We start from the raw sequence: 15,935 nt of genomic DNA, 5'->3' as shown, positions 1-15,935 counted from the left end.
GATTTTGCGTCAACCTCGGAATACCAACATGGCTCATGCTCCAGCTCCTAGCAATGGGGATGATATGTACACTAATCAGCCTTTGAATTTGGAAGCAATCCCACAACATGCCCAAAATATCTATCAGCAGAGTAAAAAAATTTTTACTGAATTCTGTAATAAAAAAGATATTATCTACGATGAAAGAAGCTTAGATAATATTGCTATGGCACTGGCTGCTGAAGGGTACGCAAACAAGATGAGAGGTGCATCTCTCATTAATATTAAAGAAAATGGGCATATTCTTATTGGTGATAAGGCTCCTGAATTAAGAACTGCTTCGGTGGATATGCAGAAAGCTGCGGTTACTCCGATAGAGGAGAGTATTATTAAAGTACAAGCAACAACTCAGCAATTTGAATTAGAAACACAACAAAAGCAGTTAACACAAGCCAGAGGGCTGAGTATTTCTTAGGCTAAAATGAAAAACACACCTAAGGTTCAAATATATTGTAATTAAATTTTTGAATAAACTTATTTTAAACATGGATGAATTAAACTCAACAATTTCAGCAGATTTCTTAGATTATCAATACGAAGTATTGGGAATTACCTCTTTCCTGAAAGATCCTGATGTTACAGAAATTTGTATTAATAGGCCGGGAGAGGTATTTCTTGAGACTTCTCGAGGTTGGAAAAAGGTAGAAGTAGATACGCTAAACTTTGATAGGGCACGTCAGTTCTGTACAGCTGTTGTTAATGAAAGTAATACTGGTCAACGAATTACAGAAGCAGAGCCAATGGTGTCATTAACATTTCCAACAGGCCAACGGGCACAATTTGTAATTCCTCCTGCCTGTGATGCAGGAAAAGCTTCAATTACAATCCGTCTACCATCAAAACATACTAAGAGCTTAAGCCAGTATAGCAAAGATGGTTTCTTTAGTCAGATTATTGAATTAAATGGAGAATTGTCTCCTCAAGATAAGGAATTAGTTGAACTGAAAAATAATCGGAATTACGAGGAATTTTTTAAAAAAGCCGTTGAGTATAAAAAAAATATTGTTGTTTCAGGTGCAACTGGTAGCGGTAAGACTACTTTCATGAAAGCGTTAGTTAATCATATTCCTTTAAGCGAGAGACTAATCAGTATTGAAGATGCTAGAGAACTATTTATTCCACATGAGAATGTAGTTCATTTACTTTACTCAAAAGGTGGACAAGGTAGTTCAAATATCACAGCAAAAAGTTGCATGGAGTCCTGTTTACGTATGAAACCAGATAGAATTATTCTGGCCGAGTTACGAGGAGACGAATCGTTTTATTTTATTCGAAATTGTGCATCTGGACACCCAGGATCTATTACAAGTTGTCATGCTGGTAGTACTGAACAGACTTGGGATCAGCTGGCACTAATGGTAAAGGCATCACCGGAAGGAAGTGGTTTAGAGTTTGAAGTTATAAAAAATCTACTCAGGCAAACCATTGATATTGTAGTACATATTAAGGCTCATTCTGGACAACGTTATATTACAGGTATTGATTTTAACCCTATCAAAACTTGATAAAGGGTTTAAAAAGATATATTTTCTGACCTAAAACCTTTATAAGAATCCTCTAAATTATCACTGAGAATATTTAGGGGATTTTTTATAAGCAGCTTCCCCAATTAAGCCATTTGAGCTATGTTTGCTAATTTCATTTCATTTCATTTCATTTCATTTCATTGAAGATAGCGCAGATATTTCATGAGCAGTCGAGTCGATCAGTAGGATCGCTTGATTGATGAGGCCATCTAAATAAATTATAAATTCAACATAATATAAATTATTTTCCTTTTTCCTATTTTTCTACTAATTCCGCTTTTTGTTTCTATCTTTCAAATGAGAATTAATAATACTGAGAGTATGTGCATAGTACTTTAAATTTTATTATATAATCAATAGTTTTTAAGAGAAATTAGGCTGTTTAATTTTACTGTAATTCTACTTCTTAATTGTTAAGGAGTAGAATAGAGTAAAGAGCAGGAAGCTTAGTATGACCAAGTACCTTTATCTCGCTCTATCACTGATTGGGACTTAATAGAACGGGGCGTAGTAAAGTTTTGAGTTGCCTAAATCCTAATATTTATTTAGTATTCTTTCCATTAATCACTATTTATCTACCTTTCAGCATTATCTTAGTTAAGATGTCTGGATGCTGTTATAATATAATTCAATAACCACTATTTAGAGTAATGTGGTAAATGCGTTGAAGCATCAAACAGAATGTATCCTGATCAAGTTATCTTAAATTAATATTTAATTTGCTCATGATATTGAATAAGGATTTTACTGATGAAACCTTTTATCCTGCTGCTATCTGCAGCTTTATTGTCAACTTTAAGCCTAAATGCCTGTACGGAGAGGAGTAATATGAGTGTCCAACAACAAACAGAAGCACGTTTCAAATTGAACCCCGAGCCGAAACAACCATACAGGGTCAAGGTTAAGATTAATAATGCACCGGGGCCGATGAAACCTATAAACGATATGTATATTGGTTATGTAGCAAGAAATTGTTCTTATACCATTAGTCGGTTGGCAGGTGCGACGGCATCTCCTGAAAAAAATATTCCAATCAAAATGAATTTGGTCGGACATGATGAATACGAAGTACTCTTCTATGCTGATGCTGTACTGGATGAAGATTATTTCGGAGAAGGTATCTGCCAATGGAAGCCTGAAAATTTTGGAGCTTCATTTAAGGCGACAGGTAATAAGGAAGAAACTGAATTCAATATCAGCGATGTAATGGAAAATCTTGAAAAAGAAAAAACACTGACCAAATATTATTGGAAGCGAGGGTATCCGTATTATAAAAATAAAGATGGTTTACCATATGGAAGCGAAGATTCTCCTGATGTGGATTTTGGTGAAAAAAGCCTGTCTGCCTATGGGGCGGGACCTCATAATGACAATGATTTTTTTAGTATCACCGTTACTCTAGAGGAAGTTAAACCATGACTCGACTAAGTAAACAACAGTATGCAGACCTTGCTCAAGATTCCTATGAAGATCGTGTGGTTACCCCCCCTAATAAAACCTTACTTATTGGCGGAAATCATTATAGAGTTCTAGCTGTCCACAAAAATCCGACAACAGACTACCAAGGTGCAGTTTATCAAGATGTCCGTACCAATGAGATTGTTGTCGCCCATAGGGGGACATCATCCGCGATGGATGCCAAAGTTGATCTGAAAATGATTATCCATAAGGTCAATATCCAGGCAGAAGATGCAGCAAAACTAACTATGATAGCACTAAAAGAAGCAGATAAATTTCACAATAAACATCCTGAACAAAGTCAACCCAGCATTACACAAGTTGGTCATTCCCTCGGGGGGGCATTGGCTCAAATTCAATCTTATCACTTCAAGCAAGAGGGCGTCACCTTTAATGCCTATGGTGCAGCAGCGTTAAATGGAATTCCCAAAGGTGGAGATAAAGTGATCAATCATGCCTTGGCCTCAGACGTGGTATCTGCAGCAGCTCCTCATTACGGCAAAATGGTCATTCTAGCTAAACAACCAGAATTAATTATGCTGCGAGTGAATGGATACAGTAATGAAAGTACCGGCATACCTCATCTAGATACCAAGAACACTGTTTCAGCAGCCATTGGAACTGTGTGGTGGGCACACGGCATTGGTAATTTTACAGGCATTAATTCAATACTCTCAGAACGCAATTATCAGTCAGCTTTGGAATTGGCAGAACGTAATAAAAAAATGATAAATGATTACAGAGATGATGTTAATGACTACCGCAACACGTTACATAAAATAGGCAAAGGTGTAAGCGAAACCCGAGAAATATACCGGAAAATCCGGGAAAAAATTGACAGAGATCCGAACCTAATGTCTTGGAATGATAAGGAAGAGCAGTACAATTTTATGCAGACAGTTGCTTCATTTAACCCACAATCTCTTCCACCTGAGGCACAAAAACTTTTTGATTCTGTCAAAGGGCATATGACCGCTTACCATGAGAAAAACGGTTTGCCTATTGATGAAGAAAAATTCCAAAATTCCGTAATGGCTCTTACTGCTTTAGGGAGATCACAAGGAATGACTACTGCCACTCTGTTCAGTGTGAAAGGAGATCAATATCTAATTGGTGAACTCAATCCCCATCTGAATCGTGTTGGAATGCATATGAATGAATCTGCCTCTATACCAGCAGTAGAAAGTTTGAATCAAATTCAACAAGCTACACGGCAATTTGAATATGATGAACAACAAAGACAGATAGCGCAAACCCAGACACGAGGTATGAGCTTGTCGTAAAAGAAATGGACGCCAAGGCGCGGTTCGGTAACGAACTTGGACTATGATGCCACTATTTTAAAATTGGCAAATGCCTTGGGTGGAATAGAAGATGTCAGTCAAAAATTTGTTCAAAATTGGTTAGGGGACATCGGTAGCATGAAAAAAGGAATACAACCGTCGTAAAACTAGTCGTTATAATGAGAATTTAGTGTGCATCAATAGAGAAAAAGTCATCTGATAAATTTCAGATGGCTTTTTTATTCTTGGATTCTATAAGTGATTGTACTACTGAGCGAAACAGAATTCAGCAGGCTAAAATACTAGCATTATGAATTTAACATAATATAAATTATTTTCCTTTTCCCTATTCTTCTACAAATTTCGCTTTTTGTTCCTATATGTCAAATGAGAATTAATAATACTCTAGAAAGAGTGCTCATAGTACTCCAATTTTTAGTATAAAATCAATAGGTTTTAATAGAAATTCGGCTGGTTAATTTTACTGTAACCTTACCATTAATTGTAGCCTGGCGAAATAGAGTAGGGTAAAGATAGTGAATTGTGCCAACTTTGTTTGAACTTATTCAAAACTGTTCAGATGGTCTTATTTCATTAATCCTAGCTTTTTTCTCTCCACAAAATGCAAAGATCATTGTTGATTAGTTATTATCACTTATAACTACTGTCAATCCCTGCATTTTAGTTTACACCGTTTCTCCTACTTTCTTTCAATCTTTCCTTAATCATGTGTGAACCTTTTCTTTTTCAGTCAATGACGTTTTATTTATTGGAGAAAAGTTTTCACTATCAGCCTTAACAATCACTATTAAAATGTGCTCCGATAGTCTGTCTCCGCCTGTATGCAGCTTGGGCGACGGTGAGGCTGCATTCGAGCAAGTTTCGGTTTTCGTATTCGGACACGGTGTGCGGCTCGGCTTGGTTTTGTTTCCAAAGCCTCAGTTGGGCGATAGCGCGGCGCAGGTCGGTATCGTTGCGGAGAATGCCTAGATGGTGTTGGTTGAACGCTTGCAGGGCGGGGCGGCTGAATGTGTTTTGAAGGTCGTCTGAAAAGATACCCGCTTCGGAGTAGGGGCGTTCAGACAGCCTTTGGGACGGTACGGCTTGGAATGCTTGTCCATCTGCGACGGGCTGGTATGCCTGCCAGCTTTCGGCGTAGCTGCGGATGAGGTAAGCGTCGTATAAATCGTGGCTGAAGAACGACCAGAACACGGGTTCGTCCTGATAAGTCAGGCTGATGCCGTCGGGTGTATGGAGTTTCAGGTAGCCTTGCGTTTGACGGTCGATATGCAGGGCGAGGCTGTTTGGGGAGGAGGGATGGTGGGGCAGGCTGCTGCTGTATTGTTCCAGAACGGCGTTGAGCGATCGGTAGTGCATGGGGTATCCTTTGAAAGGCGTTCAGCGATAACTGATGACGATCATCGTACTGCCGTCTTTATTGTAGTAATACGCGCCCGCATTGCCCCATGTAAATCGGCGGCATTTGCCTGCTGCCGATGTTTCAATGGAGCAAGGGGCATCGCCCAGCTGCTTATCCAGCCATCGATCAAATTGTTTTCTGCGTTGCAATTCGCGCTCCTCCGACCATGCTGCCCAGCTATTGTCCTCGCCTATCGGGTAGAAGAATATGGATAAGCGCTCCAGCCGCTGCTGCTCGAACCGGGCGGTAAGGGTGTATTGTTCGGATTGCTTGGTAAATGACAAACCGAAAAATGTTATTCCCGTTTGCAGATGATTCGGGCTTGATTTTGGGAAACATGCAATCCAGTCATCAAGCGTGGTTCGTGCACTAATAATATTGCAGTCCGGCAGGATGATGCTGCCGTTTTCAGGGTTTATCTTCATCGGTTTGAATTTCCAAATGTAGTTTTCAGACGACCTGAAGGCAAGCGGAAACAGACGATGAATGTCGCTTGAGCCTTCTTGATTTTTAGGTAGCCTCTTTATCATACATTTCCAGCAACACCTCCGTCAGCCAGTCGAACACCTTTAACACGCGCCTGGAAGTTACTGTGCGTTGCGGGCAGTAGATATAGAGTTGCCACGGGCGGCGCGGGATTTCGGGGAAGAGTTCCACCAGTTTGCCGTTTTGCAGGTGGGTTCGGCACAGATGTTCCGGGATATAGGCGGCAACGCAGCCTGCCAGCGCAGCGGCGAGTTCGTTGGCAGGGTCGTCTGTGATGAAACGGATGTTTTTTGGAAAAACGTGCATTTCTGCGTTGAGCGGCCAGCCCCACGGGCGGTTGGTGTTGGCGTCAATGAGCGACGATGCGGGGAAACGACCGGTTAATTCGTCTAGGCTTTGCGGCGTGCCGTGGCAGGCGAGATAGGCGGGGGAGGCGACGATTTTGTCGGTGGTGTCGCAGATTTTGCGGACAATCATCAAATCTTCCGCCTGTATGCCGATGCGGATGCCGATGTCGAGTTGGTTTTTCACCGCGTTAAGTTTGGCGTCGTTGCTGCGCCAATCGATATAAAGTTCGGGATAGTCGGCGCATTTTACCAGCAGGCGATGGAACACACATCTTCTTTCTCCTTGCTCCAAGAGGCGCGTACCCGTTGGCAATGGAAAAGCGAAAATAGTCTAACGTATAGATTAAAAGCCGTTTGAAGGATGAAGTTCAATCGGCTTTTTTGAATTATAAGAAAGCGGCAAATATATTCTTTGGTAGAGACTAGAAATAAAAAATTAAAAAATACAAATTAGAGTTGCAAGTTAGGATTAAATATCACTATTATTAATTTAACATAATATAAATTAATTTCCTTTTCCCTATTCTTCTACAAATTCCGCTGTTTTGTTCCTATATGTCAAATAAGAATTAATGATACTCTAGAGAGTGTGCTCATAGTACTCCAATTTTTAGTATCAAATCAATATGTTTTAAGAGAAATTTGGCCACTTAATTTTACCTTACCTCTACTACCTAACTTATTGAGTAGTGGAATAGGGGGAGGTATAAGAATACCAAGTACCATCAAACTCTTGTGAAACAAGAAAGCGTAGGGGATAGCTAATCTATACTGCAAAGGCCGTCTGAAACATTAAGTCCAGACGGCCTATTTTGCAAATTTTTTGGCAAGTTGATAAGTTAAACTATAAGAAATTTGCGAGTTAATCACATTATGAATATAAAATAATAATCTTACAAGATATAATCTGGCTGACCTTTAATTTCAAAACCTATGTTCTATTTTAATTAGAAATTCATTCCGTTTATAACGATTTAGCCAGGACGAGCTTTTGTTGTCAGTGTGTTTTACGGTAAGGATGGGTACGAAGCCGCGGAGAAAAGGGCGGTCGAATTTGATGTCTAACTGGTAGGTGCGTTCGAAATCACGGCGGCGGGTTTCCCCAGCCAGGCATGGTAGTCCTGATAGGCTGTTTTGCGCCAGATTGCCTGAAAGGTGGCGTCGATACCGTATTCAAAACGTTTGTTGACACCCGCGCGCAGGCCGTGTCGACGGTAGGAATCCACTTTTTCGCGGCTGTTTTTGCGTAGATAGTCGTAGCCGCCGAATATCAGCCAGTCTTTCGGCAGGGCGTAGATGGCGGTGGTGAACAGAAGCGTCTGCGGGCCGTTGAAATGTTTTAATTCGCCGCGGTAGCGGTCGTATTTGTGGTCGAGCTGCACGCCCAGTGAGGCTTGGCGCGTAGGCGTCAAGCTGTTCGTTGCGGCAGGACAGCATTTCGGCATCGTCCAGAATCGGCTGCCCGTTCGAATCGAAACCGCAGCTTGTCTGATTGCGGACAACCGTCGTGCCCGACGACTGGTTTAAGTTGGTGTCGTAACCCGCGCCGAACGAAACCGAGCCGCTCCACGCATCGCGTTTCTTCAAAGCGTCGGCAAACACTTTGATTTTCTCATTGACGGCGGGCACTTCGGGAATATCGATGCCGTCGAACAATGCCGCCGATTCTTTGTTTTGTTTGTCTATAAACAGCAGCCGCGCCAAATCCAGGCGGCCGCGCAGAAATTCGGGATTTTGGCGGTAAAGCTCACGGTATTTCGCCAGCGCGGCCTTCAAATCGTCGCGGAACACCGCCTGATTGGCCTCGGCAAACAGCACTATATCGGGATCGTAAACATCCTGACGGCGGTAAATGTCCAACAGCCGAGCCGTTCCCTCTTCGTTTTGCGCGTTGACCACCTTCATCAGCGACAACGCCAAATCTTCGCCGTCCTGCATTTCTCCCGCGCCGAACTCAATCGCCGTATTGTCCGCTTCGTTCCTTTCCTGCTGCGCGCGGCGTAGTTTGAGCTGCATGAAGCGGTCTTCCCTGTCGTCGGCAAACGCGTAGGGCAGCAGGCTGATAAAAAAAGGAAGGAGCAAAAGGCGTTTCATAAAATTCTTTCCTGTGTGTCGGACGGCTTTGTTTTTCAGACGACCTTTTCAAAGAAAAGCTGACATTTCATCTTTACCGGGCAAGAGCATTGTTTATTTGAATGAAAGCACCTGCCGGGTCGTCTGAAAATGAGCTTCTCAAGCCCATCGAAACAGCACGCCTTCAAACTCACGGGCCGTTCGGAAAATACCGGCTTAAACGCATTGCGAAGCCCGATATTTCCGAACGGCCCTGTACGATGTGCATTGTGTGTCGGATGATTTGTGTTTTTGTGTCGGATGATTTGTGTTTTATAGACGGACGGAATGGGAAACGACAAAAACCGTCCGCCTTATCGCATTATGATTCATTATTTGCCGGTTTTCGTACCGCCAAAGGCAGTGTTATAGGCATGGTTTCGACCAAACTCAGCCACACCCGCAATTACTGCGCCTTGGTTGCCGAAGAAGTGGCCGTGCGTTGCACCTGCTGTTCCGTTTGCCGTAGCATTGCCTGAGAATGAAGCCTCAGCCGTTTTGATAGCGGCATTGTTAATGGCAATAGTCAAACCGGAGTTTTTCAAACTGCCGCTTAGTTTATTGCTGCTAAAGTCGGCTGTCAGCGTACCGTTCAAGACGGTAGAATTTTGCGCGTGGTATTGGTTGATACCTTTGACCGTATAAGTGGCAGTACCCGTAGTCGGCAGATTGGTGGGTTCGACCCGTGCCGCTGTAGAAGGCGGTGTAATTCGTACCTTTTGTACCGACAGCCGCACCGGAAGGAACGGCAGACCAGTCGCCGAAGTAAACATCCATATTACCGACTTTGGAATAAGATAAACGGCCTAAATGGGAATGGTCGGGCATTCTTGGAATATTGTCTCAAACAATACCTTTCATACGGTACAGATTCGCGACCGTAACGCCGTTTTTGTCTTTACCCAAAATGCTGTGGGCAAAAGTTTTGACAAAGAATTTATTTGCCGTTTCATCGATTTTGGCAAAAGAGACGGGCTTGTTATTGGCAAGTCCTTTCTTGGGATTTGATGGAACAGCCTTGGTATCACTGACAAAAATTGCAGCTTTACCTTTATGATCGCCTTCGTTTCAAGAGTAATGCCGATATGTTTTACCCCTTCAGCCTGAATTGAATTGGTCGACGCTCCCGTCGGGTTGGCTTGAAAACCTTTAGGCAGTGCAAACACAGAAGAAGCGGCAAATGCAACACTCAATACCACAACGGTTTTAATGAGTTTCATAATTCACTCCAAAATAAAAGTTTACAGAATAACGAATCTTCTCCAAGAGAAGGCAGACTCAAACTTACATTTTCCTTCCCTTGGAAAAGCAAGGTAAGTATATTCCTATTTCAAAAATAAATTATTATCATTTCTGAAAATTTATACTTCACCAATATCAGAGTTTTGATAATTGTATTTAGAAACTATTTTAGAACTTGCCCTTAATCCCTATCCTGATGGTTCTGCCCGGTGCAGGCAGGTAAGAACGGCTCATCGGGTCGAGGTAGTAGCGGTTGGTCAGATTGCTGCCCACAAGCTCGGCAGTCAGGTTTTTGCCAATTTTGTAGCGCAGGTAAGCATCCCATACCGCAACAGGCTGCCAGCGCATATCGTTATATTGGGGTTTATGATTAGTTCCCCTATATTGATTGAATATGTTGTAGTGAGGCTGCCATGCATCATTGCGGTTTTCATAGACGCGGCTGTGGTAATGAAGGCGCACGCCTGTTTCCAGTCTATTGGCAAGAAAGCGGCTGCCCAATTCGGCATCAATTGACCAGCGTGGTTGAAGCGCGCTTGCCAGATAGCCCGAATCGCTCAAACCTCCGTGATTGCAGACGGGGCGACTCATGGTTTTGCCGGTTTCGGCAAAATATGCTGCATCGACATCTCCTGCTGTTACAGACGACCATTGGAAGGTTTCGTCGCACATTTTGTTTTTCAGACTGCGGAATACGTTCAGGCTGCCGAAGACGTGTCCGGTATCGAAGCGGGTGGACAGCTCGGCACCACTGCGGATTTGTCTGTCGAATTGTTCGAATTCGAGATTGTCGTCCCTGTCGATAACGTTTTTGGTCTTGTTATGGAAGTAGTTAATGCGGAAATCCGCTTTTTTCATTTTCGGTAACAGCCCCGTCAAATCATGAATATAGCCGACTTCCCAGTTTTTGGCGTGTTCGGGCCGCCAGCCATAGCCCATGCGGTTGAATGAGCCAGCGGCAGTAGAAAAGCCGTAAGTCCCTTCAAAAATGCTGGGGTAGCGCAGGGTTTCGGTATAGCGCAGATAGGCGCGGCTGTAATCAGTAAAATTGACAGTGGCAGAAAATGCGGGCACCCAGCCGCTGCCTTTCTGCTTCATCGCCCGCTGCCTTTCTGCTTCGGTCATCGGAGTCGTATATACACTTGAGTCAACGTTATAATATTTGGGCACAAATTTCGGGCTGTCGGGATTGGACGGGTCGTAAACGGGATTGGGGACTTGGGCGTGCAAATCGGGAATGCTGCCGTTGGTAAGGGGGTGATCCTTCATATTCAAACGACCTTCATTGTCTTTCAGCCAGTAAAAATCTGTCTGTTCATTGGGATTGACCCATGTACTTCGATCACTACTCAAGGTCGGTATAGTCGAATTCCAGTCAATTTGCTGATATTTCTTTAATTGTTCTGCATATTCCTCTTTGGTATATAAGTCTCCCCAATCCAAACTGCCATCTGCCAAAGCATCATTGATCGCCTTGTAATCCGCATATTCCTGTGGAGTAATCACCCTCACGACCGAATATTTCATCCCCCTGTTCATCTCTAATGGATAGCCGGTTTTATATGTACCGCTTTCCAAACGTTTGCTTTTATCCTGAAGTTGGAAATTGGTATATCGCCCGCCTGCCGTCAAAGTCAGCCAGCGGAACGGTTCGTAGCGGAAATTGAAGCCCAGATTGTATTCTCGCCGTTTGCCGTTGCGCGGTACGCCGAATTGGTTTAATCCGTAGTTTGCCCTGATGGTGCTGTTTTCGAGTTCTTCCTGATATTTGTCATATCCTCCCCGCTCCAGCTCGTCTGAAAAATTATCGCGCGATGCCAGTTTTTCGTTTTGAAAATCGCCCATCAAGGTCAACGACAGTTTGTTGCTCAATTTCATACGGTTGGAGAATTGAAAACCTGTACGGTTGTTACGGGTGTAATAGGCGTTGCCTTCGATGGTGTTGAACCTGCCGTTGGTATTGGGCGTTTCAGGTTTGGGCGGTTTGGGGGCTTCTATTCCTGCATCCAGCAATTCCTGCCGCTCTGCGGGGGTGTATTTCTGCCATCTGTCGTATTCGTCCCATGCTATTTGAAATTTGTTGTCTTCATAAACGGTATCGCCGGGCGAGCCGCCTGCGGTATTGGTTTTGGATTTGGTGCGCGTTGTCCAAAGCGTGGCATCGAAATCTATCCAACGGCTGCCCTCGGGCTTCCACGAATAGTCGATATTGTAGGAACGCTGTTTGACCCATGCCTGCGGCCATTCGGCAATTTTGTTGAGGACGGAAGCATCCCAACTGATGGGGCCGATAATACGCGAAGGCATGATTTCGCCGAACGTGGAATCGGTATGGCGCAGGCCGAATTTGAGCGTTTGGCGGTTCGGCAGACGGAAGGTGGTTTTACCTACCCATGATTTGGTTTCGAGCGAGGTATTGCTGACTTCTCCACCCGGATGGTAGAAAAGTCCGATTTTTGAAATATCGGGTGTGCCCAGCATGTTTTCACTGCCGTAAAATTTCTCGCCCTTGGCAGCGGCTTCTTCTTGACGACGTTTTAATTCGTCTAAAGTTTCTTGTGTCCAAGGACCGATATAGCCGTAGCGTTCCGCCCCTTTTTTGCCGGAAAAATAATTGCCTTTACTGCGGTAGGCATAGGCGAGCATGGCATCGAAATTGTCCTGCTTGGTGGCAGCGGCGATGCGGTAGGCTTTATCCTCCCCAAATTTATTGCGTCCGTTGAAACGCTGGTCGATTCGGTCGGTATCGTCAAAAAATGAACGCCAAATACCGCCTGTTGCTACTGCGGGAACAGGCAAGGTTCGATAATCGACTGAATGTTCATAAGCATTCTCACGCCGCTTGATGGAATTGTTGGCAGCCTCCGCCTTCACTTCAAATCCGTATTTCTGCCCTTCGGGGACAATATCGTCGGCATCGGTGGTTTTCAGGGCGACGGAGCCGCCTATGCCGCTTTTCATATCACGGCTGAACGAAGGGCCTTTTTCGATGGAAACGCTGCTGATGATGTTGGGATCGACGTAGTTGCGGTTGTTTGCGCCTGCATAGCCGCGCCAAACGGTAATCGCCTGCTCCGTGCCGTCGATGGTAACGGGAATCCGTCCCTGTCCCTGCACGCCGCGTATATTGGGATCCAGCGCGCCGCTGTTGCGCGCGTCGCCGCTGTACACGCCGGACATACCGCTCAAAAGGTCCGATACAGTGTTGCCTTTGAAGGTTTCGACTTCGTTTTTGCCTTTGTAAAGATTGACGATTTCGCGGGTATAAACTCGGTTTTTACCGATTTCATCCTTATTTCGAGTTCCTTTGACAGTAATGGTATCGAGAATAACTGTCAAATTATCTGCAGCATAAACAGTAGGTGCAAAACCAATGGCGGCGATACAGGCGGAGAGGGTGGTGACTTTGATCGGTTGCATAGAATGTATCCATATGGCTTGATTGGTAAGGCCGTCTGAACAAGACAGACCGAATAGATGCGATTACACTCTGACTAAAATGATAAAAATAAGTTTGATTATTATTTATAATTTTGTGAAATTCTAACTAATTTTTAATAATATGGAAATGTTTTTAGAATTTGAAGTAGATAGAAGGGTGAGGGACAAGAGGAACAAATAAAAACTTGTTTGAAAATTTCAGATAGCTTTTGATTCGAATTTCAAATGTAACACTCGGGCACCAGTGGTTGGAACAGATTTAAAAATAAAACACTTGGCGTTTCGTAAGCTAAATGTTTTTTTGGCGATGAGCCTTTCGATCTTTGTCGATTATCTTAACGAAGGTGGCGGTAAACGGTGCCGTGATGGAATGTCATCTGGTGGTGTTTGTACAGGTAGGCGCAACGAATACATATGCTCTGTTCCTTTGTAGAGAGAACGGAAATCACCGTATGCGGCGTGAATTAGATGAAGTTGATGCGCCTGCCTTGGGCAAGTATTTGTCTGACTTTCGCGTTTTATTCCGCCTGCGGCAGTTTGGCGGGAAACTCGGTTTCAGTGGAGACCTCCGAAGCAGCCTGCACTCAGGTATTTTGGATTGACTAACGCGAGCTATCTGCCAAATACTTTCCGCCAGGCATTCGGATTGATTTTAAACTTGGCTTTAAACTGTAAACGTAGGTTTGCCGCGCTGCCGAAGCCGCTTTGTTCGGCGATGCGTTCTATCGGCAAATCCGTATTTTCCAATAAATCCTGTACCTGCCATAGCCTCTCTGTTGTCAGCCATTCACCGAAATTCATGCCTGTGGCTTGAGAAAAATGGCGGATAAAGGTTCGGCGGGAAACAGCTAATTTTTTTGCCAAATCGTCCAAGCGGTATGGGGTGGCAAGGTTTTGGCGCAGTTCGTCCAATAAGTGATTTATTTTGTCATCGGCGGTACGACGTTCGACAGGTCGGTGGATAAACTGTGCCTGCCCGCCTTCGCGGTGTGGTGCCGCAACCAAGGTACGGGCAAGGTCGTTGGCAATGGTTGCACCGTGGATTTTGCGGATGAGGTACAGGCAGCAATCCAGCCCGCCCGCCGCACCTGCCGATGTTAAAAAGTTGCCGTCTTCCGCATATAGGCGGTTGGTATCCAGATTAATTTTAGGGAAACGGCGGACAAAGTCGTCTTCGGCAAGCCAGTGGGTGGCGGCGGTTCTGCCGTCTAAAAGTCCTGTGTAGGCAAGGGCGTAAGTGCCGTAACATAGGGCGGTGATATGTGCACCACGTTGTACTGCTTTCTGTAAATGTGTACTCAACTCGGGTGTCGGGGCTTCTTCAATATTGCGCCAGCTTGCGATGACGATGATGTCGGCTTCTTCCGTCAAATCCAAGCCGCCGTGTACGGGAATACTTGCGCCCAGTGCCGTGATGACGTCTTTGCTATCATCGGAACAGATTTTCAGGTCAAAGAGCGGATTGTTCCGATAGGTCGTCTGAAAAACAGAAAAGGGAATGTTGAAGACAAAATCATTCATGCCCGATTGAGCATATAGCACGATTTTGGGGACAGTTTGATTTTGGCGAAACTCGTTACGCTCGTTTTCAGACGACATTTTGGCACTATCCTTGCGTTTATTGGCAATATTGCCTATTTTAGCCGATGCACCTGCTGCTTAAAATACGCTCCATGATTTTTTAAGGAGCAACATCATGAAATTCAATCAATTTATTCTTGCCACTGTTTGGGGCGCGACAGCCTTTTCCGCTTGGGCAGACGATTCATACCAACATATCCGTAACGCTACCGCCAAGGTCGAATATGCGGGGCAGACGTTTTTGATTGACCCGTTTTTCGCACCCAAGCACTCCATGAACGGCTTTGCCGGCACGTTCAACAGCCAAGCCAAAATGCCGCTGGTCGGGCTGCCGATGAGCGTGAATAAAATTTTGGACGGTGTGGATGCAGTGATCGTTACCCATACCCACGAAGACCATTGGGACGAAACCGCCGCACGTTCCATTCTGAAAAACCTGCCCATATATGTGCAGCACCACGCCGACGCAGTAAAAATCCGCAGTCAAGGCTTTACTGATGTACGCGTGTTGAACGGCAACGCTGTCTTCAACGGCGTAACCATCAGCAAAACCGGCGGCGTACATGGTACAGAAGCCATGTATGCCAACCCGCAGCTAGCCGAAATCTTAGGCGATGCAATGGGTGTGGTATTCCAAAGCAGCGGACACAAAACCGCTTATGTTATGGGTGATACTGTGTGGACGGCAGATGTAAACAAAGCATTGAACCGCTACAAACCCGATTATCTGATTATGAACACGGGCTACGCGCTGATTTCAGGCATTTCAGACGGCATTATTATGGGGACGGCTGATGTATTAAAAGCCAGCCAAGTCATGCCTAAAGCCAAAATCATCACCGTACACATGGATACCGTGAATCATACCGCCGTCAGCCGCGCCGATATGCGTAAATTTATACGCGGTCAAGGCATTGAAAGCCGTGTGAACGTTCCGGAAGACGGAGAAATCCTGAAACTGGATTGATAAACGGCTCATTACCCTAAAGCAGCCTGCACC

At 44.5% G+C, this 15,935-nt stretch carries 12 protein-coding genes and 3 pseudogenes; 6 read left to right on the top strand and 9 right to left on the bottom strand.

The genetic code is table 11. The features are described from left to right. Positions 1-28 precede the first annotated feature (28 nt). The 4 genes from FOC66_RS03590 (at position 29) to FOC66_RS03575 (ending at position 4,306) form a co-directional block, all read left to right on the top strand. Entirely contained in the window at positions 29-454 is a 426-nt protein-coding gene (locus FOC66_RS03590; RefSeq protein ID WP_050787144.1) for a hypothetical protein, read from the top strand. 70 nt (positions 455-524) lie between these two features. Further along, a complete protein-coding gene (gene virB11, locus FOC66_RS03585; protein WP_003746733.1) occupies positions 525-1,544 on the top strand; it encodes a P-type DNA transfer ATPase VirB11 in 1,020 nt (339 codons plus the stop codon). Positions 1,545-2,315: 771 nt separating this feature from the next. Continuing rightward, the gene (locus FOC66_RS03580; RefSeq protein WP_036493655.1) at positions 2,316-2,984 is read left to right on the top strand and encodes a hypothetical protein; all 669 of its coding nucleotides are present in this window, start codon (positions 2,316-2,318) and stop codon (positions 2,982-2,984) included. Further along, the gene (locus FOC66_RS03575; RefSeq protein WP_003746729.1) at positions 2,981-4,306 is read left to right on the top strand and encodes a lipase family protein; all 1,326 of its coding nucleotides are present in this window, start codon (positions 2,981-2,983) and stop codon (positions 4,304-4,306) included. The genes FOC66_RS03580 and FOC66_RS03575 overlap by 4 nt, the downstream gene beginning before the upstream one ends. Before the next feature lie 795 nt (positions 4,307-5,101). Here the strand turns inward: FOC66_RS03575 and FOC66_RS03570 are convergent. The 8 genes and pseudogenes from FOC66_RS03570 to FOC66_RS03540 all read right to left on the bottom strand — a co-directional run. Next, positions 5,102-5,446: pseudogene (locus tag FOC66_RS03570) on the bottom strand (L-aspartate oxidase); the annotation flags it as partial. Between the two features lie 258 nt (positions 5,447-5,704). Beyond that, complete coding sequence (locus tag FOC66_RS03560) at positions 5,705-6,151, bottom strand: hypothetical protein (protein WP_003746726.1); 447 nt, start codon at positions 6,149-6,151, stop codon at positions 5,705-5,707. 85 nt (positions 6,152-6,236) lie between these two features. After that, on the bottom strand, positions 6,237-6,827 hold the full coding sequence (locus FOC66_RS03555; RefSeq protein ID WP_003746724.1) for a LysR substrate-binding domain-containing protein: 591 nt from the start codon (positions 6,825-6,827) through the stop codon (positions 6,237-6,239). 656 nt (positions 6,828-7,483) lie between these two features. After that, positions 7,484-8,653: pseudogene (locus FOC66_RS10870) on the bottom strand (surface lipoprotein assembly modifier). A gap of 350 nt (positions 8,654-9,003) precedes the next feature. After that, positions 9,004-9,444, bottom strand: coding sequence for a Slam-dependent surface lipoprotein (locus tag FOC66_RS10705; protein ID WP_003746718.1), 441 nt, complete (start codon positions 9,442-9,444; stop codon positions 9,004-9,006). Positions 9,445-9,451: 7 nt separating this feature from the next. Next, positions 9,452-9,499, bottom strand: a pseudogene (locus FOC66_RS10865) (hypothetical protein); the annotation flags it as partial. A 29-nt stretch (positions 9,500-9,528) separates the two neighbouring features. After that, positions 9,529-9,891, bottom strand: a complete 363-nt coding sequence (locus FOC66_RS10700; protein ID WP_231288071.1) for a hypothetical protein — start codon at positions 9,889-9,891, stop codon at positions 9,529-9,531. A gap of 190 nt (positions 9,892-10,081) precedes the next feature. Next, positions 10,082-13,333 (bottom strand): TonB-dependent receptor domain-containing protein, encoded by a 3,252-nt coding sequence (locus FOC66_RS03540; protein ID WP_003746714.1) that lies wholly within the window; start codon positions 13,331-13,333, stop codon positions 10,082-10,084. Between the two features lie 473 nt (positions 13,334-13,806). Between FOC66_RS03540 and FOC66_RS03535 the strand changes: the two genes are divergently transcribed. Then, entirely contained in the window at positions 13,807-13,956 is a 150-nt protein-coding gene (locus FOC66_RS03535; RefSeq protein WP_155811699.1) for a hypothetical protein, read from the top strand. Positions 13,957-13,966: 10 nt separating this feature from the next. Here the strand turns inward: FOC66_RS03535 and FOC66_RS03530 are convergent, their stop codons facing one another. Further along, positions 13,967-14,953 (bottom strand): GlxA family transcriptional regulator, encoded by a 987-nt coding sequence (locus FOC66_RS03530; RefSeq protein WP_003746712.1) that lies wholly within the window; start codon positions 14,951-14,953, stop codon positions 13,967-13,969. A 97-nt stretch (positions 14,954-15,050) separates the two neighbouring features. On the opposite strand from FOC66_RS03530, the gene FOC66_RS03525 reads away from it, so the two are divergent. Next, positions 15,051-15,902 carry an MBL fold metallo-hydrolase gene (locus FOC66_RS03525; protein WP_003746709.1) on the top strand — a complete coding sequence of 284 codons (852 nt, stop codon included), beginning with the start codon at positions 15,051-15,053 and terminating at the stop codon, positions 15,900-15,902. Positions 15,903-15,935 lie beyond the last annotated feature (33 nt).

Source organism: Neisseria mucosa (assembly GCF_013267835.1).
Lineage (GTDB): Bacteria > Pseudomonadota > Gammaproteobacteria > Burkholderiales > Neisseriaceae > Neisseria.
Note: the sequence above shows the minus strand (reverse complement) of the source record. Positions and strands in the feature narration are given on the sequence as shown.